This is a genomic window from Sporocytophaga sp., from assembly GCF_017745095.1.
Lineage (GTDB): Bacteria > Bacteroidota > Bacteroidia > Cytophagales > Cytophagaceae > Sporocytophaga.
On record NZ_JAGHZZ010000026.1, the window covers coordinates 23,885 to 48,603 of the forward strand.

24 protein-coding genes are annotated in these 24,719 nt (G+C 35.8%); 15 read left to right on the forward strand and 9 right to left on the reverse strand.

From position 1 onward, the window contains the following. Window positions 1-4: 4 nt before the first annotated feature. From J7604_RS23580 to J7604_RS23595, 4 genes are read left to right on the forward strand one after another with little or no spacing between them, the layout of a single operon-like run. Window positions 5-1,507 carry an OmpA family protein gene (locus J7604_RS23580; RefSeq protein ID WP_293901866.1) on the forward strand — a complete coding sequence of 501 codons (1,503 nt, stop codon included), beginning with the start codon at window positions 5-7 and terminating at the stop codon, window positions 1,505-1,507. Between the two features lie 9 nt (window positions 1,508-1,516). Then, window positions 1,517-2,557 carry a Gfo/Idh/MocA family oxidoreductase gene (locus tag J7604_RS23585; RefSeq protein WP_293901869.1) on the forward strand — a complete coding sequence of 347 codons (1,041 nt, stop codon included), beginning with the start codon at window positions 1,517-1,519 and terminating at the stop codon, window positions 2,555-2,557. After that, the gene (locus J7604_RS23590) at window positions 2,550-3,047 is read left to right on the forward strand and encodes a YkgJ family cysteine cluster protein (protein ID WP_293901872.1); all 498 of its coding nucleotides are present in this window, start codon (window positions 2,550-2,552) and stop codon (window positions 3,045-3,047) included. Before J7604_RS23585 ends, J7604_RS23590 begins: the two co-directional genes overlap by 8 nt. Window positions 3,048-3,066: 19 nt before the next feature. Continuing rightward, complete coding sequence (locus J7604_RS23595) at window positions 3,067-3,456, forward strand: YdcF family protein (RefSeq protein ID WP_293901875.1); 390 nt, start codon at window positions 3,067-3,069, stop codon at window positions 3,454-3,456. A gap of 209 nt (window positions 3,457-3,665) precedes the next feature. Here the strand turns inward: J7604_RS23595 and J7604_RS23600 are convergent, their stop codons facing one another. From J7604_RS23600 to J7604_RS23610, 3 genes are read right to left on the reverse strand one after another with little or no spacing between them, the layout of a single operon-like run. Further along, window positions 3,666-5,312, reverse strand: coding sequence for a leucine-rich repeat domain-containing protein (locus J7604_RS23600; RefSeq protein ID WP_293901878.1), 1,647 nt, complete (start codon window positions 5,310-5,312; stop codon window positions 3,666-3,668). Beyond that, window positions 5,309-6,406 carry a SprB repeat-containing protein gene (locus J7604_RS23605; RefSeq protein WP_293901881.1) on the reverse strand — a complete coding sequence of 366 codons (1,098 nt, stop codon included), beginning with the start codon at window positions 6,404-6,406 and terminating at the stop codon, window positions 5,309-5,311. Before J7604_RS23605 ends, J7604_RS23600 begins: the two co-directional genes overlap by 4 nt. After that, window positions 6,403-6,981, reverse strand: coding sequence for a sigma-70 family RNA polymerase sigma factor (locus J7604_RS23610; protein WP_293901884.1), 579 nt, complete (start codon window positions 6,979-6,981; stop codon window positions 6,403-6,405). Before J7604_RS23610 ends, J7604_RS23605 begins: the two co-directional genes overlap by 4 nt. Window positions 6,982-7,086: 105 nt before the next feature. Between J7604_RS23610 and J7604_RS23615 the strand changes: the two genes are divergently transcribed. Both J7604_RS23615 and J7604_RS23620 read left to right on the forward strand, forming a co-directional pair. Next, entirely contained in the window at window positions 7,087-7,956 is an 870-nt protein-coding gene (locus J7604_RS23615) for a type IX secretion system membrane protein PorP/SprF (protein WP_293901887.1), read from the forward strand. A 124-nt stretch (window positions 7,957-8,080) separates the two neighbouring features. After that, on the forward strand, window positions 8,081-10,939 hold the full coding sequence (locus tag J7604_RS23620; RefSeq protein ID WP_293901890.1) for a T9SS type A sorting domain-containing protein: 2,859 nt from the start codon (window positions 8,081-8,083) through the stop codon (window positions 10,937-10,939). A 285-nt stretch (window positions 10,940-11,224) separates the two neighbouring features. Here J7604_RS23620 and J7604_RS23625 read toward each other — a convergent pair whose 3' ends face one another. The 3 genes from J7604_RS23625 to J7604_RS23635 all read right to left on the reverse strand — a co-directional run bounded on the left by J7604_RS23625 (window position 11,225) and on the right by J7604_RS23635 (window position 13,896). Beyond that, window positions 11,225-12,274, reverse strand: coding sequence for an endonuclease/exonuclease/phosphatase family protein (locus tag J7604_RS23625; RefSeq protein ID WP_293901892.1), 1,050 nt, complete (start codon window positions 12,272-12,274; stop codon window positions 11,225-11,227). 109 nt (window positions 12,275-12,383) lie between these two features. Then, window positions 12,384-13,103, reverse strand: coding sequence for a DNRLRE domain-containing protein (locus tag J7604_RS23630; RefSeq protein WP_293901894.1), 720 nt, complete (start codon window positions 13,101-13,103; stop codon window positions 12,384-12,386). 79 nt (window positions 13,104-13,182) lie between these two features. Then, window positions 13,183-13,896, reverse strand: coding sequence for a DNRLRE domain-containing protein (locus tag J7604_RS23635; RefSeq protein ID WP_293901896.1), 714 nt, complete (start codon window positions 13,894-13,896; stop codon window positions 13,183-13,185). A 115-nt stretch (window positions 13,897-14,011) separates the two neighbouring features. Here J7604_RS23635 and J7604_RS23640 point away from each other — a divergent pair, with 115 nt between their 5' ends. The 4 genes from J7604_RS23640 (at window position 14,012) to J7604_RS23655 (ending at window position 16,876) form a co-directional block, all read left to right on the forward strand. Then, on the forward strand, window positions 14,012-14,629 hold the full coding sequence (locus J7604_RS23640; protein ID WP_293901899.1) for an RNA polymerase sigma factor: 618 nt from the start codon (window positions 14,012-14,014) through the stop codon (window positions 14,627-14,629). Window positions 14,630-14,631: 2 nt separating this feature from the next. Then, the gene (locus J7604_RS23645) at window positions 14,632-15,252 is read left to right on the forward strand and encodes a hypothetical protein (RefSeq protein ID WP_293901902.1); all 621 of its coding nucleotides are present in this window, start codon (window positions 14,632-14,634) and stop codon (window positions 15,250-15,252) included. A 10-nt stretch (window positions 15,253-15,262) separates the two neighbouring features. Further along, window positions 15,263-16,021, forward strand: coding sequence for a hypothetical protein (locus J7604_RS23650; protein ID WP_293901904.1), 759 nt, complete (start codon window positions 15,263-15,265; stop codon window positions 16,019-16,021). A 117-nt stretch (window positions 16,022-16,138) separates the two neighbouring features. Further along, complete coding sequence (locus J7604_RS23655; RefSeq protein WP_293901906.1) at window positions 16,139-16,876, forward strand: phosphatase PAP2 family protein; 738 nt, start codon at window positions 16,139-16,141, stop codon at window positions 16,874-16,876. Window position 16,877: 1 nt separating this feature from the next. On the opposite strand, the gene J7604_RS23660 is transcribed toward J7604_RS23655, so the two are convergent. After that, complete coding sequence (locus J7604_RS23660; protein WP_293901909.1) at window positions 16,878-17,720, reverse strand: phosphatase PAP2 family protein; 843 nt, start codon at window positions 17,718-17,720, stop codon at window positions 16,878-16,880. An 88-nt stretch (window positions 17,721-17,808) separates the two neighbouring features. Here J7604_RS23660 and J7604_RS23665 point away from each other — a divergent pair, with 88 nt between their 5' ends. The 3 genes from J7604_RS23665 (at window position 17,809) to J7604_RS23675 (ending at window position 20,108) form a co-directional block, all read left to right on the forward strand. Next, the gene (locus J7604_RS23665) at window positions 17,809-18,594 is read left to right on the forward strand and encodes a TIGR00266 family protein (RefSeq protein WP_293901912.1); all 786 of its coding nucleotides are present in this window, start codon (window positions 17,809-17,811) and stop codon (window positions 18,592-18,594) included. A gap of 180 nt (window positions 18,595-18,774) precedes the next feature. Beyond that, window positions 18,775-19,332 carry a lipocalin family protein gene (locus J7604_RS23670; RefSeq protein ID WP_293901915.1) on the forward strand — a complete coding sequence of 186 codons (558 nt, stop codon included), beginning with the start codon at window positions 18,775-18,777 and terminating at the stop codon, window positions 19,330-19,332. A gap of 164 nt (window positions 19,333-19,496) precedes the next feature. Continuing rightward, window positions 19,497-20,108: an START domain-containing protein gene (locus tag J7604_RS23675; protein WP_293901918.1), complete on the forward strand. Its 612-nt coding sequence runs from the start codon at window positions 19,497-19,499 to the stop codon at window positions 20,106-20,108. A 2-nt stretch (window positions 20,109-20,110) separates the two neighbouring features. Here J7604_RS23675 and J7604_RS23680 read toward each other — a convergent pair whose 3' ends face one another. Together J7604_RS23680 and J7604_RS23685 are read right to left on the reverse strand one after the other, a co-directional pair. Beyond that, window positions 20,111-20,542 carry a DinB family protein gene (locus J7604_RS23680; RefSeq protein ID WP_293901921.1) on the reverse strand — a complete coding sequence of 144 codons (432 nt, stop codon included), beginning with the start codon at window positions 20,540-20,542 and terminating at the stop codon, window positions 20,111-20,113. 94 nt (window positions 20,543-20,636) lie between these two features. Beyond that, window positions 20,637-21,584 carry a PstS family phosphate ABC transporter substrate-binding protein gene (locus J7604_RS23685; RefSeq protein WP_293901924.1) on the reverse strand — a complete coding sequence of 316 codons (948 nt, stop codon included), beginning with the start codon at window positions 21,582-21,584 and terminating at the stop codon, window positions 20,637-20,639. Window positions 21,585-21,888: 304 nt separating this feature from the next. On the opposite strand from J7604_RS23685, the gene J7604_RS23690 reads away from it, so the two are divergent. Both J7604_RS23690 and J7604_RS23695 read left to right on the forward strand, forming a co-directional pair. Then, a complete protein-coding gene (locus J7604_RS23690; RefSeq protein ID WP_293901927.1) occupies window positions 21,889-23,115 on the forward strand; it encodes an OmpP1/FadL family transporter in 1,227 nt (408 codons plus the stop codon). Window positions 23,116-23,128: 13 nt separating this feature from the next. Beyond that, complete coding sequence (locus J7604_RS23695; protein WP_293901930.1) at window positions 23,129-24,454, forward strand: SGNH/GDSL hydrolase family protein; 1,326 nt, start codon at window positions 23,129-23,131, stop codon at window positions 24,452-24,454. Window positions 24,455-24,719 lie beyond the last annotated feature (265 nt).

The following is a 24,719-nucleotide window of genomic DNA, read 5'->3' on the forward strand; positions in this document are numbered from 1 at the left end:
CTATATGAAAAAAAAGCTGATTCTAGTCGTATTAAATTTTCTTTCCCTTATTGCCTTCAGTCAAAAAAACACCAATACAAATCTGCAAACGCTGGGCAATCCTGTAAATACACTTGAAAGTTCTGAATTTGCTCCTACTATCAGTGCAGATGGCAATACATTGATTTTTGAATCCGATAAAGGTGGTCGTTGGCGATTATACATGACTAATCAGGTACAGCCGGGAGTTTGGTCAAAACCGGTAGATATAATAGCCATTAATAATGTTGTTGGTCCGGATGATTTCTTAGGTGGCCCGTGCCTAAGTTATGATGGATCCACTTTGTTCTTTACTTCCAATATGAAAGGTGGAATGGGTGGGATTGATATTTGGTATAGCAAACGAACCGGAAATAACTGGAGCGCACCTAAAAATCTTGGGAAACCTGTTAATTCAGCCGGATACGATGGCTTTCCTTCTTTATCCCCGGATGGTAAAATCCTGTATTTCATGAGAGCTGGAGAAAAGAATACTTCTACGGGCCAGCGCTGCTGCAATCTTTTTAAAGCTACAAGACAAGGAGCCTTTTTCATAAATCCTGTTCCCTTGCCTTACCCTGTAAATTCTGGCTGTGAAGGATACCCAAGAATAATGGCAGATGGTAAAACTCTAATTTACTCTTCATATAAATCCGATGGAAAGGGTGGGTACGATCTTTATGAATCAAAATTTAAATATGGCAAATGGACTAAGCCTGTTCCATTGGATTTCATAAATACAGCCAAGGATGATGAATTGATTTCCGTTCCGGCTTCTGGCGACATTATTTACTTGTCATCCACAACAAGCAATAATAAAGATGACATCTATAAGGTGGAATTACCTGGTGAGTTCCGACCTGAAAAAGTGATTTCCGTCGAGGGATTCATTAAAGATGAAGAAACCAGTAAACCTATTGCTTCAACCATTCAGCTCAATAATTTTAAAACCAAAGAAAAAGTATCGGAAGTTATCAATGATTCTGTTACCGGTAAGTATCAAGTATATATTGAGGAAGGACAAACTTATGATTTTTCCATAAGCTCAAAAGGCCATACTTTTCATTCAGAGGTCTTAAAATCTGATTCTATAAAAAGGTATCAGAAGTTTGAAAAAAGCGTTAAATTGAAACCTCTCAAGAAGAATACTTCTTTCGTTCTGAATAATATTTTCTTCGAATTTGATTCTTCTGCAATATCTGCAACTTCTTTTTTTGAATTGGACAGGGTGGTAGATCTGATGAAGGTGAACAAGAGTCTTGTTGTAGAGATCTCCGCACATACAGACGATATGGGAAGTGACGATTATAATAATAAGTTATCTCAAAACAGGGCAGAATCAGTTGTAAGATATCTTACATCAAAAGGGATAACAGCCGAAAGGCTTGTCGCCAAAGGTTTTGGTAAAACTATGCCGGCAGTACCTAACGACTCTGATGAAAACCGTGCCAAAAACCGAAGGGTTGAATTTAAAATATTGAAAATTTGAAATATGTCAATGATGCCGATTAATACTGCAATAGCAGGATATGGTGCCGCTGGAGAATTTTATCATGCCCCCTTTATTGCAAGTTTGCCTGAATTTAAACTAACCAGTGTTCAGGAAAGACATAAAGAACAATCAAAGTTGAAGTTCCCAGATGTGAAGGTAGTCAGAACTTTCTCGGAATTAACGAATGATCCTGAAATTGAACTGATCGTGATCACAACTCCCAATGAATTTCATTTTTCTATGGCCAAAGAAGCTATGGAGAAAGGGAAACATGTTGTGGTTGACAAGCCAATTACGGTATCTTCAGAGGAGGCAGAACAATTGATTAAAATTTCTAAAGAAACTAACAGGATCTTGACTGTATATCAGAACAGACGTCTGGATGCCGGTTTGCTTACAATTAAAAAAATAAAAGAAGAGAAGGGTTTTGGAAAAATCAGGCACTATGAAGCCCACTTTGATCGTTTTCGTCCTGCTATTAAAGATTCCTGGAGGGAGAAAGAAACTCCTGGAGGTGGTCTGTTATATGATCTGGGTGTCCATTTGCTGGATCAGACTATATACCTTTGGGGAAAACCGCAGTCTATTACTGCAAAGATTGAAAGACAAAGACCAGATGCAGTAGTAGATGATTTCTTTGAGATAACTCTTCAGTATAATGGATTCAAAGCTGTAGTAAAAGCAGGAATGCTAGTGGAAGAAAAAACTCCTCAGCTTTATGTGGAAGGTTCTAAATTAACTTACTTCCGTTACGATCTAGATCCACAGGAAGCTGCTTTAAAACAAGGGTTATTCCCCAAAGATGTAGCATGGGAAAAAGAAACCGTTCCTACATCTGGATTTATCAGAAATACGGATTGTGAAGAATCTGAGTACCCTTCTGAAAGAGGAAATTATCCTTATTTCTATAAGAATCTTGCTCAGGCTATCCAGAAAGGAGAAGAACTTTTAGTAAATCCGGAAGAAGCCCATTATGTGATAAAACTCATTGAGTTTGCCAAAGCAAGCAGTGAAGAAAAAAGAACTATTGATTTAAGTAATGTTTAAACCGGAAGAAATAAAAGAGAAGGGCAAGGTTGCGGAGACGATTAATAAAAAGTTTTTTGATAAGCTGAAGAAAGTTTCTCCAGATCAGCTGGATAAAATAGTGCATCCTGTTCATGAAGATGTATTTGAGGAAATAGATTGCCTTGCCTGTGCAAATTGCTGTAAAACCACTAGCCCTATATTTTATCAGGCAGATATTGAAAGAGTAGCAAGGAAACTAAGGGTAAAACCTTCAGAATTTATAGATCAATACCTGCATCTGGATGAAGATAATGATTATGTACTGAATTCATCTCCATGTCCTTTTCTTGACGGGGAGAATTATTGTCTGGTTTATGAATCAAGACCAACAGCTTGTAGAGAATATCCACATACTAATAGAAAGAGATTTCGTCAGATCCTTAACCTTACTCTAAAAAATACTCAGGTTTGTCCAGCTGTGTATGAGATTGTAGAAAGGTTGAAAGTAAAACTGGATTTTGGTAAGTAGTCTTTCAATAATTTTTTAGGTGAAAAGATTTTTAAAATATTTCTCAATTGCTGTAATCATTGTCTTTTTGATACAGTCTTCCTTTATTGCTGTTGACGGACTTCGGGACGATAAAGTAAAAACAGATTGTATTCTGATACTGGGTAATAAGGTTAATGAAGATTGTACGCTTTCTCCAAGATTAAAAGCTCGATCGGATAAAGGCCTTCAGTTATTTCGTGAAAATCCGTCATCGATCATCATTGTTTCCGGAGGACTTGGGAAGGAAGGATATTATGAAGGTACTGAGATGAAAAGGTATCTTGTTGATCGGGGTGTTCCTTCTCAAAAGGTCATAGCAGATGATCTTGGAATTAATACTTTACAAACTGCTAATAATTATAAGAAACTGAGTGAAACGTATCACTGAGTAGTGTTACCGTTGTATCCCAATATTATCATATTTACAGAACTAAACATTTACTTAGGAAAGTTGGTGCGAGTCAAGTCTATGGTGCACACGCAGACTTGACTCGAGTGGAGGGATTTTAATTCGATGTTTAGAGAATGTATTGCTTTTTATAAATACTGGTAAATGCAAAAAGTTTCGGAAATGTCCGAATGACGACGAGTTAACGATTAACGAATTAAAGTAATATTGATTACTTTGTTTTCATCGACAACAATAGCATAATAACCAGCATCTGCCATTGAACCGTCTGTTTTTGTTCCGTCCCAGACTGCGGGAGCAACAAGTTCTTTGATTAAATTTCTTCCTGAATCCAGTATTTTAATTTTGCCTGGAGTTTCGATAAAATAAGAATCCATATAACCGTCACCATTCGGACTGAATACAGCTTGACAATCTTTGGGTTTCTGAAGGGTGAACGATGATGTTGAACCTTTACAATTAAACTGGTCATTAACAGTAAATCTATATATGCCCGCCTCCAGGTTATTGTAACGGAAATTATCAAGAGTAAGAGTATCAGCTTTTGTGACTGATTTGATGCCAAAACGATAAGGTGGAGTTCCTCCCTTATATTCAACTCCTTGCAACTCTATTGAATATCCTTCTTTGCAATTTTCAGAAAGAATATTTATTGATTTATAGGACAATTCAATACATGGCTTTACTGTCAGAACCAAATTAGTACTTTTGAGTACCAGTGAAGGTAGAGCCTTCAATCTTATTTCCTGAAAATATCCTCCGGACTGCTCTGGAGTTAGAGGAGATAAAGTCAGTGCTGATGATTTATTTGTATTGTCAGCAATCCCATTTTTAAACCATTGGTACGTTACAGGTAGCGTCACATCAACCTTCGGATCATATATGAAAGGTTCTGTTTGGTCTTTCAACTCTAGGTTCTGATCAATTATAAAAGGCTTTTGAGGAGTATAAATGAACTTGCTAAACTGAGGGTGATTTTTAAGAGGTAAGATGTCTTCAAACGTGAGATAATTATCAGAAATATTCACGTTGTCCAAGTTGAATTTTGCTAGCAGATCCGGAAGGCTAGATAATTTGTTATTTGAAACATTAAAGACTTTCAGGGTTGTATTAGCTTTAAGGTCTGATAGATCTTTCAGATTATTGCCTTGTATAAATAATACTTCCAGAAAGTTCAGATCTTTCAAACCTATGATGGTGTCTAATCCAAGATGATTTAAATGTAGCTGTTTAAGATTTTTTAAAGCAGATACATTTTGAAATATAGGCGTCGGATTATTTCCGACAACAAGTATTTCCAAATTTACATAACCTGAAAGATCAGGCATTTCTGTCAATTGATTATTGCCACAAGACAATGTTTTTAAATTTGGAGAAGAAGGCAAAGCCGGTAATTTTTTAAGCTGGTTATTATAAACCTGAAAATCCTCTAAATTAACAAGAGTAATTAAAGAGGGTAATTCTGTGATATTATTATTATACAGGTATAATAATCTCAGATTTGTAAGTCGTGAGATATCCGGAATTGTTGTAATGTGATTAAAACCCAATTTGAGTGTATAGACGTTGGTAAAGTACGATATTCCGGTAGCGTCATTAATGTTTGAGTATTCCAGATTCAACTCACCATAAAAATCTTTGGCCTTAATAGTATCCAGCTTACCATCTTTCATATAAGCAGTATAATCCTTCTCTAGTTTTGCTCTAAGGTTTTCGTCAGGTATTTCAACAAGATTATCCTGTGCACTGACATTTAAGCCAACCAAAACAAAAGCTATAAAAAGGAAAATTCCTTTATACTTTAACGTTTTTATCTGAAGGTTACTCAAAATCATCTTAATACAGTAATCTGTCCGTTTTCTTTCTGACCATTTGAATATTCCACTATATAAACATATAATCCGGCTACAGCCAGATTACCTGTCATATCATTACCATTCCATTCTGCGATTTCTCCTTGGCCTGTTTTTGTCTTAAATATAAGCAATCCTGCTCTATTGTATATTGAAAGTATTCCAGCTTCTTCTGAAGAAATCGGAATTTTCAGAGTTTCACCGAATTCAGGACTAAAGCTGAATGATTGCTTTTTGTAACATTCTTTTTCGGATACCAATACTACCTTTTCTTTCACGCAACCAGATTGATCTTTGACTTTGACTGTATAACTGCCCGGTCTTAGATTGGTGTAACTTGATAAAGAAGAAAAATTTCCGTTCCCATTAAATTCATAGGAGTAAGGTGCTGTACCGCCTTTAAGGCTGTTTTCTGTAACTTTTATTTCTCCTGTAGCACCATTGATGCAAGAGCTTGTTGAGGAAAGTGTAAAGTTAATATTTACATCCGCGCAAGCATCTGATTGTTTGACAACTGATGATTTGGTTGTAATTGTATCAGATTTAATTATCTCCGTTCCTTTTTGTAAAGTTATTTCATTCTTGATTTCTGAAGGAACTGAATCTAAAAAGTTTTCGGAAGAGTTACTAATCTGTGGTTTTATCCATACCTTTTTATTTACATGCTTTTTAGTATTCGGAGATAAAGATAACCCATTGCTTTGCAATGAATCACTTACATTAATAAGGGGTTTTTCCGATGGACTTTTAGAGGAAGTTGTCTTATCTGATTTGATGTTGTTAAAGATACCAAGACCTGTAGCTACACTAATAAGTAAAAGAAGTGAACCTCCCAATAACCACTTATTAGAGTTATTTTTTTGATCCAGTTGTTTTATGTCTTTTTTGATTCGATCTCTTAGAACGTCTAGTTCAGCACCGAGAACAACCTCATTAAGGAGCTGCTGATTAGCAACTTCATCTCTTAATGCGGGATCTTCAGCTAAAGCTATTTGAAATTTCGCTAAAGCATCTTCCTTCAGTTCCCCGTTGAGGTATTGATCAATCTCAAAGTAATATTCAACGCCTTCTTTCAATGCTTTAATAAATTTAAAAGATTCTTATCTTCATTTACCAGTTTCTGCAAATATTGCTTACACCTGTAGTTATTGGTTTTAGCCACATTTTCACTTGCATAGCCCATTTTCTCACTGATTTCCCTCATGCTTAATTTCTCAAAAATAGAGAAGCGAAGTATCTTCTGGCACTTTTCATCTAGTCTCTCAAATACCAACCTCATTGCCGAAGATTTTTCCTTTGTGATTAAATCTCCAAGATGATCAGAGTTGTCAGAAACTTCACTTTCAATCAGACTCAGATCTTTATTTTGAATTCGTTTATCCCTCCGTACTTTATCAATCCATAGATTTCGAGAAACAGAAAAGATAAAACCGTCAATTCCATATTGTTGGTTAAATTTATTTTGCTTCACTTGATTAAAAAAGATTACAACTGCATCCTGAAAAATATCACTTGCTTCTTCCAATGAACCATTGTTCTGAAGAACATACCTTCGGACCTTTTTTAAAGTATGTTCGTAAAGATAATCAAGTACAGGGTCATTTTCACCCTGTTGGATACATTCTATAATTTTTGAATCTATTTTATTCACACTTCCTGATCCTACGATTTGAAAATAAAAAAGTAAACACTAGCTTCACGGCTATTATTTTTAATTTTACGAGAATAACTGTTAAATATTACAGAAATTATTCCTGTGTCCGGATTCAGACTAATTATATTAGTAATTTTTATATTCCCTTCTATTGTCAGAGGTCAGTCCAGGTCTGAAGTTCCGGATCTCTTCGATCAATTTTTTAATAATTACTATCTACTAAATCCTGCTGCTACAGACACAAGCTATAAATTTAAAATCAGGGGAGAAAACAGAACTCAGACCGGACTTTTTGAGGGGATTAGCAAGCTTTATGTTGATGCAGATTTTAAAATAAGAGATAAAGAAGGACGATCCCAATTCCTTGGATTGCAGGCTATCAATTTTAAAGAAGGTGATTTTATAAACAGAAGCAGGCTTTATGGAAGATACTCCTGGAGGACAAATCTTTCTGAATATTCTTCATTATCAGCTGGTGCTGCTTTAGGAATTGTGAATTATAACTTCAGAGGTTCTCAGGCAGGGGCGGGAGGAAGCTCAACTGTTATGGACGGAAGTGTAGGTATATGGTATAGCTGGAAAAAACTTTATTTGGGAATCGCAGGTCAACAAATATTAAAGACTAAGCTTCAACCTATAAATCAACAGTTTCAATTGGATCGTTATTGGAATTGTAATATGTTTTATACTTTTCAGATTACTCAATTTCTTGATTTCAGTCCGCATTTATATACAAGACTGCAAAAAGGAACTGAAAATGTTCAGTTGGCAGGGGTTTTTGATATTTATGATTTGGTGAGTGCGGGGGTAAACTTAAAATATAAAAGAGGGATAGCATTTATTGCCGGATTCAAAAACTTAAAAATTGGAAACTCAGGATTTTCATTATATGCCTCTTATATGGCAGGTACTAATAGCCCGTCAATATTGGATGACAATGCTGTAGAATTTTATCTTAGTTTTCAACGGTGAAGTCGATTGACTATATTGTTTAAATTTTTTTTTAATTTTTTTCGCACGGCTGTTTACATTTCATTTTTGCATCCGTATTAGGTTTGATTTTTCGCAAAAAAAGAAAATGCAAATCGGATAATACATGAAGAAAAGACTATTCTTATTACAAATTCTAGTTTTTTTAATTTATACTCGGCAGTCTGTAATAGCGCAAACTACCAATACGTGGAAAAATGTAGCAATAGGAGCAGGTGGGTTTGTTTCCAGTATCATTACAAGCAAAACTGAAGCTAATTTAGTATATGCTCGAACAGATGTGGGCGGTGCTTACAGATGGGATGCTGCTAAGAATGTATGGGTTCCTCTTACTGACTGGGTTTCTGATACTGAAACAGGATATCTTGGAGTAGAAGCCTTGGCAATAGATCCTCAGGATTCTAAGAAGGTATATATGCTGGTAGGAATAGACTATTTTAACGGAGGTAAAACAGCTATCCTTCGTTCCAGCGATTACGGAAATACTTTTATAGTAACTGAAGTAACATCTCAATTCAAAGCACATGGCAATGGAATGGGACGTCAGAATGGTGAAAAACTTGTTGTAGATCCTAATTTAAGTTCTCTCTTATTTTGTGGTACCAGAAGAAATGGGCTTTTTAAAAGCACCAATTCAGGTGCAGCCTGGAGCAAAGTAAGTGGATTGAGTGTCTCTAGCACTCCTAATGATAACGGCATCAGCTTCGTGCTAATTGATCCTACCAGTGGAACTAATGGTAGTGCATCTAAAACCATATTTGCAGGAGTTTCCCAAACAGGAACTAACCTTTATGTAAGTAAAGATGGTGGGGCTACTTTCAATGCTATTTCTGGAGGCCCTACCAACTTTATGCCTCAAAGAGCTGTACTTGCTACAGATGGAAATCTTTTTATCACATATGGAAACGGAGCAGGACCACATGGCCATTGGAGTCTTCCGGAACCTATGGATAATGGGGCTATCTGGAAATACAATACTAAAACAGGTACATGGACTAATGTAACACCTTCCGGTTATGCAAGAGCTTTCGGCGGAATTTGCGTTGATCCTAATAACCCAAACAGACTTGTAGCTTCAACTATAAATACCTATCTGCAACAAAATAATGCATGGGGTGACAGAATTTTTCTGAGTACAAACGGAGGAAGCTCATGGACAGATATTTTTTCGAAAGGTCTTACACTAGATCAGAATGATTGCCCCTGGATTGCTGATCAGGCCATACACTGGGCTGGTTCTATTGAGTTTGATCCTTTTAATACTGCAAAAGTCTGGGTAACTTCTGGAAATGGTGTATTTAAGACGGAAGATATTAATGCTTCAAAGACCACATGGAAATTCATGCAAAAAGGCCTTGAAGAAACTGTTCCTCTAGATATGGTGAGCATTCCTGGCGGACCTCTGGTTTCTGCTCTTGGTGATTACGACGGCTTTGTTCATACAGATATTACTAAATATTATTCCAGACACACTCCAACTACAGGTACTACTACAGGTATTGCTTTCGCATCCAAAAAGACAAGTACAATGTTACGTGTTGGTAGCGAAATGTACTACTCCACGAATCAAGGTGTAAGCTGGACAAAGTGTAATAAAAGTGGTTTGAGCGGGGTTAAAGGGAGCGTAGCAATATCCTCTGACGGAAAAGTATTTTTAAATTGTCCCGATGCTTCCTCTACAACTTATAGATCCACAGATAATGGAAATTCATGGACAGCATGTTCAGGGTTAAATATATCTAATGCCTTTCCAGTAGCTGATGCAGAAAATGCCAACAAGTTTTATGCCTTCAATGAATCAAGTGGAGCTATGCTCGTGAGTACAGATGGAGGTATTTCTTTCAGCACTTCAGGAAATGCAGGATCTGGAGGAGCGAGAGTGATTCGTACTACTCCAGGAAAAGAAGGACACTTGTGGGTCCCACTTTGGAATGGCCTGGCACGATCAACAAACTCTGGTCAGTCATTTACAAAAGTTAATAGTGTTACTTATTGTGGTGCGGTTGGACTTGGAAAGGAAGCTCCAGGTAAAAGCTATCCTACCATTTACATATGGGGGACAATCAACAATGTAATAGGTATTTACCGATCTATAGATGAAGGTGCAACTTGGGTGAGGGTAAATGATAATGAACATGAATTCGGTGGACCTGGCAATGCTAAGATGGTGTTGGGAGATATGAATGTGTACGGAAGAGTATATATGAGCACTGCGGGAAGAGGTATAGTATATACTGAAACGGGAACGCCGGATTGTGCCGGAGTCGTAGGTGGGGCGGCCTATCTTGATAATTGTAGTACCTGTGTTGGCGGAACCACCGGAAAACAACCATGTGTGGCAGATTGTAATGGAGATTTTGGAGGTACAGCTTTCAAAGATAACTGTGATGTCTGTGTTGGAGGAAAAACTGGCAAAACAGCCTGTGTGAAAGATTGCAATGGTGTTTTTGGTGGAACTGCATTTAACGACAATTGTAATATTTGTGTAGGTGGCAATACTGGTAGAGTTGCCTGCGTAAAAGATTGCCATGGTGAATATGGCGGAAAAGCTTATTTGGACAACTGTCAGACCTGTGTTGGCGGTAGCACGGGGATGACAGCTTGCTCCAAAGATTGTAATGGAGATTGGGGTGGTACAGCAGCACTGGATGTCTGCAATGTATGTGCCGGAGGTAAGACAGGAAAAGTCCCTGTTGTAAATCAAAGTGAATGTACTGTCACATCTATTGATAATATTCAGTCTGGTGACATGGTATCAGTTTATCCAAACCCTTTTAGTGCTGATTTTACTATAGCATCAGAAGGTCAGTTTAAATATTCTGTTATTAATAATACTGGTCATATTGTTGCAATGGGCACAGCTGAAGGCCAATTGGTTTTAGGAGCTGAGCTTTCTGCTGGCATGTACCTTTTAAAAATTGAAAAAGTCGGTAAGACTACGATCAGAAAGATTGTAAAATACTGAAATTAAAAAGTCAGGTTGATAGATGAATGAGTGAAATGATCCTTTGGGTCTTTCACTTTTCGTTGCACCTGCAAAGCATTAAGCAAAGGATTCTAGTGTTGGATCTTAATTTAGGTTGATAGATAAATGAGTGAAATGTCCTGAAAGGGACTTTCACTTTTTCTCCTAGCTTAATTTAAACAATGAATGATTTGAGTTTATCGGATTTCCCTTTTTCGGTACTTAAATACAGGTTGATAGATGTATGTATGAAGGATCCTTACCGGGATCCTTCATTTTTTATAGCTAATCAGAGAATCTGTAACACCCCAGAATGGGCACATGGTCTGAAATATGTATAGTATCATATGTATAGAAATTCTTTATCGATAATTTCCGAGGCTCGAAAAACTGGTGATCAATTCTTAAAAAAGCTTTATTGGGTAGGAATGTAAATCCAAAGCCATTTCCTTTTTCTTCAAAAGCATTATTTAGCTTTTTCTTCACATTCTGATAGACATAACTATACGGAGTTTCATTGAAGTCGCCCGCAACAATCAATGGTATAGCAGTAGAATCAATAAAAGCGTTTAGTTTTCTTACCTGAGTACTTCTGATTTCACTTGTTTGTTTTAGCCAATAGGCGTTTCTCAAAACTTTTTTAAGTGGGAAGAAAGGATTTCCTTTTTTTAGATTGTTAGATTCAAAATGAACACTTACAATCCTTAGTACTTTACCTTTTATAAGTACATCAGCATAAATGCCCTTGTTAAAATCGCTTCGCCCTTCAAATACAAGTCCACTACGAATGATCGGGTATTTAGAGAAGATTGTAACTCCAACTACATTCTTTTTAGCTGACACAACCTGATATGGATATAGTGTTTCCAGAAAAGGGCCGCCTTTTTCTGGAAAAAACTCCTGCAGACAGACAAAATCAGTATTTTTTCCGGAAATAATTCTTGACAGATTTTCTTTAAATCCTAGTTCATGAGCAATATTATATCCGCTGACATTATATGAAAGAACAGTGAAGTCACAATTCGGATCTGTGATTTCATTTATCCTGCTTATTCTAAAAAGTGTAAAAAAATAAAAAAATGAAAGCAGAAAAAATGCCGTTCCAATCCACTTAATTATTGAGCCTTTCCTAAAAAGAAACAGAAATAGAGTGATAAGACAATTAAAGAATACGAAGACTGGAATTAATAAAGTAGCGATTTCAGAAATCCAAAGTACATGAGGGGGGATGTATAATGAAATCAAAGAAAAACCAAATATGAGATAAAAAAATATCAAAAAGCAATTGCCGATAAATGCAAGGTTACTTTTTGAAAAACTAAAAACTGAACTCATAATGAATTTTTAATATTAATCTTCCTTCATAAAGGAAGCGACTTATGACGCGAATTTAGAGATAAAATTCTACAGACTTTTTAATTATGAATAAATAGGCAACGATAACTTAATTATTAGGTACCAATCGAACTTTAAGATAGGGTTGCTTTTCTCTTGCTGCATTTATTGAATAGAACACAAATGATTGATAAAATTCAGAATCGCCTTCTGTATACATTCGAAAAAGAAATCCATTATTTTCATCCTTTTTATCCTTTCCGGCAATTTTTTTTACAAGTGCTGTCAAATCCAGACGCATGATAGGTGGGAAATCGGAGGGGATATTAAAATATAAATATTCATCTGGCAATGGTGAAATACGAGGTTGATGTACCCAGGTTAAATCTTCCAGATCCCATGAATCTTCTACCAGGCATACCTGGATATAGTTCGGGATTGAATCTTTACATACATTATCCGGAACTTTGTTATCAGAGCCGTTAGGTTTGGTATGGAGAATTAAAATTGCAGACTCTATTTCTTCATTATCCTTGATCTCTGATAGGTCTAATTTTAAATATGTCCGATAACTCACAGGTTCTCCAAACCTTGTCCATTTCGCAACAATATTATGAATGTCAAATCTCCCGTTAATGTTTTCAAGAGTAACATGGGAATTCAAATAAGCATCTCCATCAACTTCACCAGTTTTAGTTAAAGGTTGTCTTATCTCAAGAGTTCTTTCAATATTTTCTGCAGGGGGACAGCAATGGTGTTCACATCCTGATATCATTAAATACGATAAAGTAGCAATACCTAGAACTACAAGTTTTCTATAATTAATCATAGTGCGGCAAACGATTGAAAGCTGATGCAAACGACATGAGGATTAAGTTGAGATCAATAGGCAAAAGAATAAGTTCAATTTAATAGTTAGATTTCAATTGTACCCTTAAATAAGGTTGCTTTGTAACCTCAGCATTTGCTGAATAAAATACAAATGATCGGTATGGTGGAGCAGCTTCTTCTGGCGCCATTTTAAAAAGAAATCCATTATTATTAAATGTTTTATTTTTTCCAGCTATTTTTCTGACCAGATTGGTCACATCTATTCCAATTACAGCGGGAAAATCTTCCGGAACGGTAAAGATTATATTATCTTCTAGTAATTCCGAAAAACTGGGTTGGTTGACCCAGCTTAAAGTTTTTATTTCCCAAGAATCAGTAACAAGACATATCTTTACATTATTAGGATCATGAGTATCATTGACAATATCAGGTACTGAGCCATCCGCACCGGTAGGCTTAGTATGGAGTAATAATGTTGCTGAAACTATTTCTTCACTCGTTTTTATTTCAGAAAGATCTATTTTGAGATAAGAACGGTAACGTGCAGGATCTCCGAATCTAGTCCAATTGCCCACTATATTGTGAGGGTCTCCACTACCATTTATGTTTTCAAGAGATGGATCTGAATTTAAATAAGCATCTCCATCTCCCTCGGAATTTATATCCTGTCTTATTTCAATGGATCTTTCAAAACTACCTTGAGGCAATGGACAATGATGTTCACAAGAGGAGCCAAGGAAAAATATAATGAGTAAAACAGGAAAAATGAAAGGATTTTTTGATATAATCATATTTTACTCAAAAATGGAAAAGAATCATTAATTGTGGGTATTAAGTCCTTCAATATCTGTTTTTTTTGTAAATTTTGGAATATAATTTATATTTTTGTTTTCCAACACTTAATTAATGGTGCTATCAGATAACGATATCGTTAGAGGTTGTGCGAAAGGGGATTTAAAATCTCAGGAAGCTTTATTTAAAAAATATGGCCCTGAGCTGAAGAAATTATCTTTCCGGTACTCAAAAAGTGTTGAAGATGCAAAAGACATTTTTCAAGAAGCTTTCATTAAAATTTTTAAAGATATAAACTCTTTTCGCAATGAAGGCGCTTTAATCGGCTGGATGAAAAGAGTTACTGTAAACACCGCAATTTCTTTTTATAGAAAAAAAAGCAATTCCGGATTTTTTCATTTGTCAATTGAACCTGAATCTGAAGAGGAGTTAGGAAGCAGAGATAGTAGTCTACAAAAATATTTTAATGAAACGGAGGAAATCGAAGACGAAGATTTTAGTGAATATGAAAAAGCTTTGTCAAAACTTTCTTACGAACAGTTAATAAATCTTATAAAATCTCTTGATCCTCCGCAAAATATAATCTTTAACATGTTTTATGTTGAAAATTATTCCCACAAGGAAATTGCCAGAGAATTAAAAATTAGTGAAAATAATTGCAGAACTTTACTTCACAGGTCCAAAAAGAAGTTAAAGGATTCAATCAGAGTATTAATTTACCATACAGTTTAAGCATGGAGGACCATAAGGACATAGGTATTTTAATTAAAAACCGCCTGAAATATGCGGAGAAAGGGGATTCTTTTGATTTCGATGGAGAATGGCAAGCAATTAAACCTATTGTCCAAAAAAATAATTTTGTTACCTGGAGACTTAATACATTTAATATTTATTATCTGATATTTATAACAACATCGATAACCCTAATTCTTTTTTATCTATTCTTTGCATCAAAGCCAGATTTAGCTGAAAATGCAACGAAGAATGGAAGAGAAACCATTACAATAAAGGAGGGGAATATTGCCAATAAAACGTCCAGAATTGATAAAGATTTAAATTCGAATAATCATTCTGGTTCCAACCAATTTAATAAATCAGGACAATTGACATCAACTGTTTCAATAGAGGCGAAAGATTCTGCTGATAAAAACTCAATAGTTCCGGTAATATCTTCTTTTCAGATTGCAGATACTTTAACAAATTCTCAAGTAAATTCAGAAGCACAAACAGTACAGTCAACTCCTCCGCTGCAGGAGGCTAAAAAGAACAAGCCTGTAATAACTTTGAACAAACAGGATACTATTATAAAAACAGATACATTGAGGAAAGTAAAAACGAAAAAGATTTTTAAATAATATCATGTTTATGAGACTTGTATTTTTTACTTTTTTGCTTTCAATACAATCAGTTTTTGCACAGGTTGATACGCTGTTTAAACAGGGGGTAGATGCTGATACCATTATCATAAAAAAAGCTCCAGTTACCGTTTCTCAACAGTTTGTTGTAGATGAATACCTTTATAAAGAAGTAGAACATTTTTTCTATATCAAACCATATATATCATATCTATATTTCCAGAATTATTTGTCAGGCAATGAGGGCGTATTGGGGCAAGCTTTCTGTTACAGTGTGAGAGAAAAGAATAGCTACAATCTAGGAATAGATTTGGGGTACAGCATTAAAAGATTTAATTTTCTTTTGGGGTATTCCTATCAGTCTTATAGCGAAAAGGTATTGCTTTACAAGGAGAACAATTCTTATCAAAACCATTTTGTGCAGAACCATATTTCAGCCAAGGTATCTATTGATTTGAATTTTAAGAAAATTAAAATAGCTCCATTAATCGGATTGGCTTATAATATGGCTGTTTCAGCTAATACTGTTTATCCTGTTTTAAAGGATAATGTCATAGCATTTGAAAAGACAAATGATTTCCAGAAATCAGGTACTTCATATGCTCTGGCAGGTCTGGAGTTGAAAGCATTTAACTCTAAACGAACGAGTCCATTTGCCAGCGTAACTTATATGAGAAGCTTATTTGCAGAAGGTAATGAGGGGAAGTTTAATTTCTCATATACCAAAAATATTTTCATATGGTCTTTAGGGCTTATGATTAAGTTCTGAGATATTGGTCTTAACTTTTTCCTGTTTTAAAAGAATATTCGAGAGCCACTCTCGTTTCAATTTCAGTTCAGTTTCAATTCTTAAGCTTTCTGATCAATATATTACTTGTTATCAGCAATGGATTTTCGTTTATATCTAATTGTTTTTCTGTTCCTATTTAATATTTCCAGGTTATATGCCCAATCTGATACAACAGTTTTGAAGAAAAAAAAGTGGTATCAGAAAAATTCGGTGAAGTATTTTGCAGCACCTGCAATTTTAGTTGGTTATGGGGTTTCCGTGTCAGGAAATCATGGACTTTATAGCAGTATAGATGCTAAAAATGATATTCATCATTTGTTCCCTAATTTTTCTACGGATGCGGACGATTATTTAAAATATGTTCCATACGGCCAATATATTTTGCTGAAATTGCTAGGAACGCCCTCTCAGCATGATTTCCTCAATGTGGCATTGCTTATAATTAAGTCTAATATTATTGCTTCTGCTTTGGTTTTCCCATTAAAAAATATAGTAGGCAGAGAGCGGCCGGACAAGTCTGATTTTATGTCTTTTCCTTCAGGACATACAACTGACGCTTTTGTGGCAGCAGCTATTTTACATCAGGAATTTAAAGATAAGAGTCCTTGGATCGGTGTCTCGGGATATGCAGTTGCAGCCTCAGTGGGAGTATGCAGAATGTTGAATAATAAACACTGGCAATCTGATGTCCTGGCTGGGGCGGGAATTGGCATCTTATCGGTACATCTTGCTTATCTTACGCATCTCAATCGTTTTCATTTACCCAAAAAACTTACAATTTCACCAATGGTAAGTTTTCATGCTAAAGGGATAGGAATAAACTATCGGTTTTAAATCAAAATTTATAAGTCATTGCAAATCCTTGATACGGGCCAATAACAGGATCAAATGACATATTTTTGTTCTTTTTCCGAGGCTTGTGAAGTTCCGGTACTACAATCCCTATGGCAGCTCCTGCTATTGTTCCCACAATGAGGTCGGAAGGGAAATGCATTCCCGCCTTATATCTGTAGTAGGCTGTTATCGCAGGCGGAATAACTGCCAGGCCATATAAAACAGGTACAAGTTTGGATCCCTTGTGATAATCGGCAAATACTTTTGCTGCAAAAAAAGAACATGTGGCAGCAGCAGCAGCATGGCCTCCGTAAAAAGAATTTTTGGACCCGTTTCGGGTTCTTCTTTCTATGCTTTCATTAGGATTATAAACATAAGGACGGTATCTGTTAATCCGGCCTACTCCCCATGAATAACAATTGGACATAAGCGAAATTGTTGTCAAGTAGATTACTCCGATTCTCAATGCATCCTGCCTGATTTTTTTATCAAATAATAATAGGCTAGGCAAAATGATTGTAGTTGTTAGCGAAATATCCGACATATGCATGGCTGTCTCTGCAAATGCTGGATTCTGCCTGGTAGCTCCTCGGTCAAATTTTGGGACATCTTCAGGAGTTAAGGTAAGAACAGTGGCTTCATCAATACCCTTTTTCCCTTTTAAAACACGAACGCCATAATAATTAGAGACAAGGCCTCCAACTATAATGGGAGCATCAATATACCATTTTACTCTATAGACATGTTGTTTGCTCTTGTTTTCATTTGATACAGAATCATTTTGTTGACCAAAAGTCTGAAAAAAAACAAAGGAAAGAATCAAATGTAGATAAATACTCTTCATGAACCGGCTGGAAATTGACTTTGTATATAAATCAACTTTAGAATTAAAGATTTTGTTAAATTCGCATCTGTTAAACATAATAATACATATGAAAAGCAATCACGAAATAGATTACAAGATTTATGGCGAGGAAATGCAGTTTGTAGAAATCGAACTTGATCCTCAGGAGACAGTAGTTGCTGAATCTGGCAGCTTTATGATGATGGAAGAAGGGATAAGAATGGAAACTATTTTTGGTGACGGATCTCAGCAACAGGGAGGATTTCTGGGAAAGATTTTTTCTGCAGGGAAGAGACTTCTAACCGGTGAGAGTTTGTTTATGACTGCTTTCACTAATGGTGGTTCAGGTAAAAAGCATGTTAGTTTTGCATCTCCTTATCCTGGCAAAATTATACCTATGAACCTGGCAGAATTGAATGGCAGATTAATTTGTCAGAAAGATGCTTTTTTGTGTGCTGCAAAAGGCGTATCCATAGGAATTGAATTCCAGAAAAAACTTGGCACCGGCCTTTTTGGAGGTGAAGGATTCATCATGGAAAAACTTGAAGGAGATGGATATGCTTTCGTACACGCCGGTGGAATGGTTGTTGAGAGAACTCTTCAACCAGGTGAAGTTCTTAAAGTTGATACAGGCTGTATAGTAGCATTTACCAGTGAGGTAAATTATGATATCGAATTTGTGGGGGGAATCAAAAATTCTCTTTTTGGTGGTGAAGGGCTGTTTTTCGCGACATTAAGAGGACCTGGAAAGGTTTGGGTACAATCCTTGCCGATAAGCAGACTTGCTTCTAGAATGATAGCATATGGAATTGGCCAACGTAAGGAAGAAGGTAGTATCCTTGGTGGTTTGGGTAATTTGATTGATGGAGATTAGAATTCATCTGACAGTTATAATAAAAAGAGATTGGCAGAAATGTCAATCTTTTTTTATTCTCTTCCAAATCGCTTTAGCTCCCTTGATTAAAGGATGAATTGAATTAGTCTGATATCCGGAATTTGTTATTAAAAACAGTCTTCATTCAGTACTCGTTATTATTTTATAAAGATGGGAATAATGGAAAAGGATATTAAATGGAAACCGATCTTAGGAGGAGCAATTGCAGGAGCGATTTTAGGATATCTAATGAGACGAAGACCTGCTCCGATCAATGTGGAAAGAAAAATTGACCTGAACAGGTATCAGGGCAAATGGTATGAAATAGCTGCAATCCCCTCAAAATTTGAAAAAGGATGCACAAATGTTACCTCAGAGTATTCTTTGCAAAAAGATGGAACATTCAAAATAGTTAGCGAATGTCGAGTGATTGAATCCGGTAATCTAAAAAAGTCATTCGGTAAAGCCACATTGAAAGATCCTGGCACCAATTCTAAATTTAAAATGAAATCCAGAGGCCCTTTTAAAAGAGATTATCAAATCCTTTCCGTCGGAAATGAGTATGAGTATGCACTGGCCGGAGACCAGTCGAGAACTAGACTTTGGATATTGTCCAGGAAACCTGTATTGGCTAAAAATGTAGTTGATCAATTAATTGATAAAGCGAAAAACGAAGGATTTGATATTGGAAAGATTGTGTTCATTAAACATAACCATAATAATGAGCCATGTTATTAAAAAAAGAATTATGGCAGAACTTATTTTACCATTTTAAGCTTTTATCCCAGAATGTATATTTAATGCGATTTTAATCGTAACATATACATATTGGCTCAGTTAATTAATATTAAGTTATTTTTTTAGTTGGCAATAATATATTTGAATAAAAAAACATAATCAACGTGATCAAACTAACATTTTCTCTGCTGTTCTTAAATCTGATATTAGCCTTTACATCTGTAGGTGGTGATTGGGAATTAAAGAAGGAGGAAGAAGGAATTAAAATCTATACCGGAGATAAGGATGCCGGTATAAAAAAAATAAAAATTGAGACCAGCATCAATTACTCTGCTGCTAATGTGCTTGAGGTACTTAAGGATAAGGAAAAATATACCAATTGGGTTTATAAATGCAGTGAAGCTAAGTTATTGAAAAAGGTAAATGAAAACGAATATTACCATTATCAGATGACCAGCGCACCATGGCCTATACAAGACCGTGATATGATTGTTCATCTTAAAATTGCTGAAAATAAATCTACTGGTGAATACATACTGACAGGAATGGGAGTGCCAGATTACCTTCCAGAAAGAAGCGGAAGAGTGAGGATTAAACATTACCAGACACTTTGGAAAATAACTCCGATTACCCAGAATTCCTGTCAGGTGATTTATGAAATGAGAGTTGATCCTTCCGGAGCTATTCCCGCATGGCTCTACAATCTTGGGTCAACAGAAGGCCCAATGATTACTGCTCAAAATCTCAGAAAAGAAGTTGAAAAAAGGTTCCATTAAATTCACCAATTCCCAAGCATTTTCCTTAAAAGAACGATCTGACCTGTATGGTAAGCTGTATGATCACAAATTAATATGGCTTCCCTTAAAAGGTTTTGTCCTCTACCATTTGGAATAGGAACAAGAAGATCGGTGGTTGGGGCTTTGATGAGATTTACAAACGAATTCCTATCCTCAGAAAAATTTCGAAGACAATCCTGCCATTCTTGAAGGGTAGGATCACTATTTGCGGGCCAGTAATCATCAGGCCACTTTGGTTCTTGATATTGGCTGTTGATACAAAATTCAAGGATATCTTTTTGAGTAAACCGAATGTGTGCACTCAGTTGCCAGATATTATATGGGAAATTTGTTTTCGATTTTCCTGCAGTTTTATAATCTATCCCCATAACTGCTCCTTCAAATGAGATATGCGCCTGGTCTATGGTCAGCATATTCAAAATCTGGATTCTGATATCTTTCTGTTCATCTTTCATTAAAGAGAAACAGGGAACAGAATTTCTTGTTTAATAATTGCTAAGCCTTTATTTACTGAATTTCGTTATGATGTTTCCCGCTTATTAAAGAACTACTGACTGGTATGTAACCTTCGTTAAAGATTATTTCTTTACCCTTATCACTTTTTATAAAATCAATAAAGGGTTTTAATTTTATATATGTATCAGCCGTATAATAGAGGTAAAGAGGTCTTACAAACTTATAGTGAAAATTTTCTACATGTTCGTTCCTTAATTTTATGAAAGTCTTGCCATGGTCAAAGGAGATGTCAAGAGGTTCCACTGAATAGTTCAATTGTGCAAATGACACATATCCAATAGCATTTTGATATTTCCGAACAGAATCAATTATATTTTTACTGTTTTTTAGAGTGACTGTATTTTCAGAGAAGTTCTCGTTATTAAGTATTTGTTCTTTAAAATAACGATACGTACCTGATGAAGTGTCCCTTCCAAAGATACGTATATGTTTGTCAAGGCCAGTGCTTACTTCCCATTGTTTAATATTACCTGTGAAAATTTCTTTCACCATTTCTTTAGTTAAGCCCTTTGCTTTATTGTTTACATTTACAATAATTGCAAGGGCGTCACCACCAAGATATAGTTCAACAAAATCAAGCTTTCTTTTATGAAAATCAAATTTATGATTTTCATTCATGATTGCTGAAGTCATAGCTATGTCTGCATCTTGCGTTTTTAATGCTTCTATGCCAGACAAACTTCCGGCCGCTTCTAGATTAAAGGCGTATAAACTATTTCTCTTTTCAAACTCTGATATTAACTTTTCCATTACAGGAGCGACAGTAGTGCTACCTTTGATGGAAATTCGTACCAGTTTCGAATTATTTTTTCCACGAGTCGTATCTTTTTTAGAATCATTAACAGATTTTTCTAAAACTGCTGATGAAAGATTCATGGTACTAGTGCCATCACAGGAAAGCATGGATAGGGCAATGAATAACAATAATAACTTGTTCACAAATGCGGTAATTTGTTCGAAAATAATTAATTGAATTAATTTGGCAAAAGAATTTATCTTATGATAAATAAGTGTTGCAACCTGTATTTCCCGTACTTTTTACGGTAACACCCCAATAATTAAAGGTAATTAAGATAATAAAGACTTTTTTATTTCAAATTTAGATCTTAAGTAAGAATAATAATCATGTGAAAGACTGATTTAATGATTATTTAACAACATTTTTTTAATTTCAAGTCTGATTCACTCTGAAACAAATATCAGATCTGCCAGTTATAGCATCAATTTTTAAAATCAATTTAACATGAAAAAACTATTATTTTTTATGATATTTCTCTCAGCTGCCGGTTTGGTGAGAGCTGGAGGATACCAGGTAAATCTCATTGGTGTAAGATATGTCGGAATGGGACATATCGGCACAGGACTTACAATGGATGCCGGTTCAATTTTCTTTAATCCGGGAGCTTTGTCCTTGATAAAAGACAAGTATAGCATCACTGGAAGCGTGAGTGGTATATTTTCTTATACTCAGTTTCGCTCTGCCAATGCTGGCTATACTGCTAGGACAGATAATCCTTTGTCTACACCTTTCTCTGTATTCGCCAGTGCTAAAATCACGGATGATTTAAGTGCAGGAATTGGAGTGTATACTCCATTCGGCAGTTCCATTGTATGGGGTGATAATTGGGGAGGGAAATATTTGATCCAGGATATCAAATTAAAAGCCGTATTCTTTCAGCCAACAGTGTCTTACAAAATAGGTGATAAGCTTGGTATTGGAGCAGGACTAGTGTTTGCTTATGGTAAAGTTGATCTTCATCGTGCTATCCCCGTCACCTTTGCTGATGGAAGTTCAGGTCAGGCCAATCTGAAAGGTCACGCAACAAATTGGGGATACAATGTAGGGATATCATTTAAACCAATAGAAGCCTTGACAATTGGTTTGAACTACAGGTCTAAGATAAAAATGGACCTAAAAGATGGAGATGCTAATTTTACAGTACCATCTTCCTTATCGGCTAATTTCCCTGCCGGAAATAAATTTGATGCTACTCTACCATTACCAGCTACATTCAGTGGCGGTATTTCTTATAATATAAATGAGAAATTTCTGATCGGAGCTCAGGTTGACTATGTCAGATGGAGCGCATATGATTCACTCATTTTTGACTTCAAACAAAATACATCGTCATTACCTGATTCCAGAAATCCTAGAAAGTATGATAATACTTTTATCTTCAGACTTGGCGGGCAATACAAAGCAAGTGATATGCTCACAATAAGACTAGGTGGATATTATGATGAAACTCCTGTAAAAAAAGATTATGAAAATCCTGAAACTCCTGATGGCAACAGGATTGGACTTTCTGCTGGGCTTTCCATTTACCCTATAGAAAAATTAAGTATCGACTTGTCATTTCTATTTGTCAATCAGCTGAAACGTGACTCCCAGTATTTGCCTGCGAATTTTAAAGGGGCATACAAAACTTATGCATACATTCCAGGGATTGGCTTAACGTATAATTTTTAATCAGAAAGGAACTATGAAACTTAAGATAGCACATCTTTATGTAGCTCTGGCAGCTTTAACATTTGGATGCAAACCGGACATAAAAGAAGATATTACGGCCACTTCAGGAACTGCGAATTTTTCACAATATGTAGCAGTGGGTAATTCATTGACGGCGGGTTATGCTGACGGAGCCTTGTATAAACAAGGACAATCGTATGCTTATCCTAATATCCTTGCACAGCAATTCGCATTGGTGGGTGGTGGGCCTTTTAAAATTCCATATATGGTAGATGATAATGGGATAGGCGTCCAAAATAATCAACCCGTTACGAAAAGAATATTAGGTCCTGTAACAGATTGTAAAGGCGTTACTTCTTTAGGTCCTGTTTTTGCAGGAATACCCAATCTTGCGAATCTCGCACCTATACCTGGACCTTTTAATAATATGGGGGTTCCCGGAGCAAAGTCTTTTCACCTGCTGACTCCTTTATTTGGTAGACCTTTAACTCAAGGAGGGAATCCATTTTATTATCGTATGGCCAGTAATCCAGGGGTATCAACAGTAGTAGGAGATGTAGTCGCTCAAAATCCTACGTTTGTTTCTATCTGGATTGGGAATAATGATGTACTGGGATATGCTTCGACAGGTGGTGAAGAAGGAGGTGATTCTATTACAAGTGTAACAGCATATACTCAATATCTCTACGCAATTGTAAATACTGTAACAGCTGGCGGAGCCAAGGGAGTTATTGCAAATATCACTGATGTTACAAGTATTCCTTACTTCAGAACAGTACCTTACAATGGATTGGTATTAACCTCGCAAGCTCAGGTAGACGCATTAAACGCTGGCTATGCTCCGTTGGGAATTAAGTTCAATTTGGGACAAAATCCTTTTATTATAAGTGATAAAAATGCTCCCGGAGGCTTAAGGCAAATAAAAAGTGATGAATTAATATTATTGACAATTCCACAAGATTCAATAAAATGCAAAGGTTTGGGAAGTCAGATTCCTATCCCCGGTAAATATGTATTGGATCAAACAGAAATTGCCAATATAAAGACGGCAACTGCAGGATATAATCAAGCAATTGTGACTGTGGCTCAGCAAAAAGATTTGGCATTTGCAGATATGGCTTCATTAATGTCTTCACTTAGCACAGGAATAACTTTCGATGGCCTTACATTTACCACAACTTTCGTGACTGGAGGGGCATTTTCACTGGATGGAATTCACCTGACACCTCAAGGGAATGCAATAGTTGCCAATGGTTTTATCGATGCTATAAACCATAAATATAGTTCAACGTTGCCTCAGGTAAATGTGGCATCATATCCTGGGATTGTTTTTCCTTGAAAAACATTAAATCATAAAATGGAGGTTGTCTGACTTTCAGACAACCTCTTTTTTTTAAACTCCTTTAAACAATATTAATTAAACTTAAGGGCCGAGGATTTACCACATTCGCTCCCTGTGAAAAATATCCTTGTTAAGGAATTAAGTTAAATTCATATATTTGCCGCTAATTAGATTGGGAATATAGTAATATTACTTTTTCTTAATCTTGATTTTATGTGCAATGTATTGGTTATCTTTGTATTATAAAGTTTGAGGGAGTTGC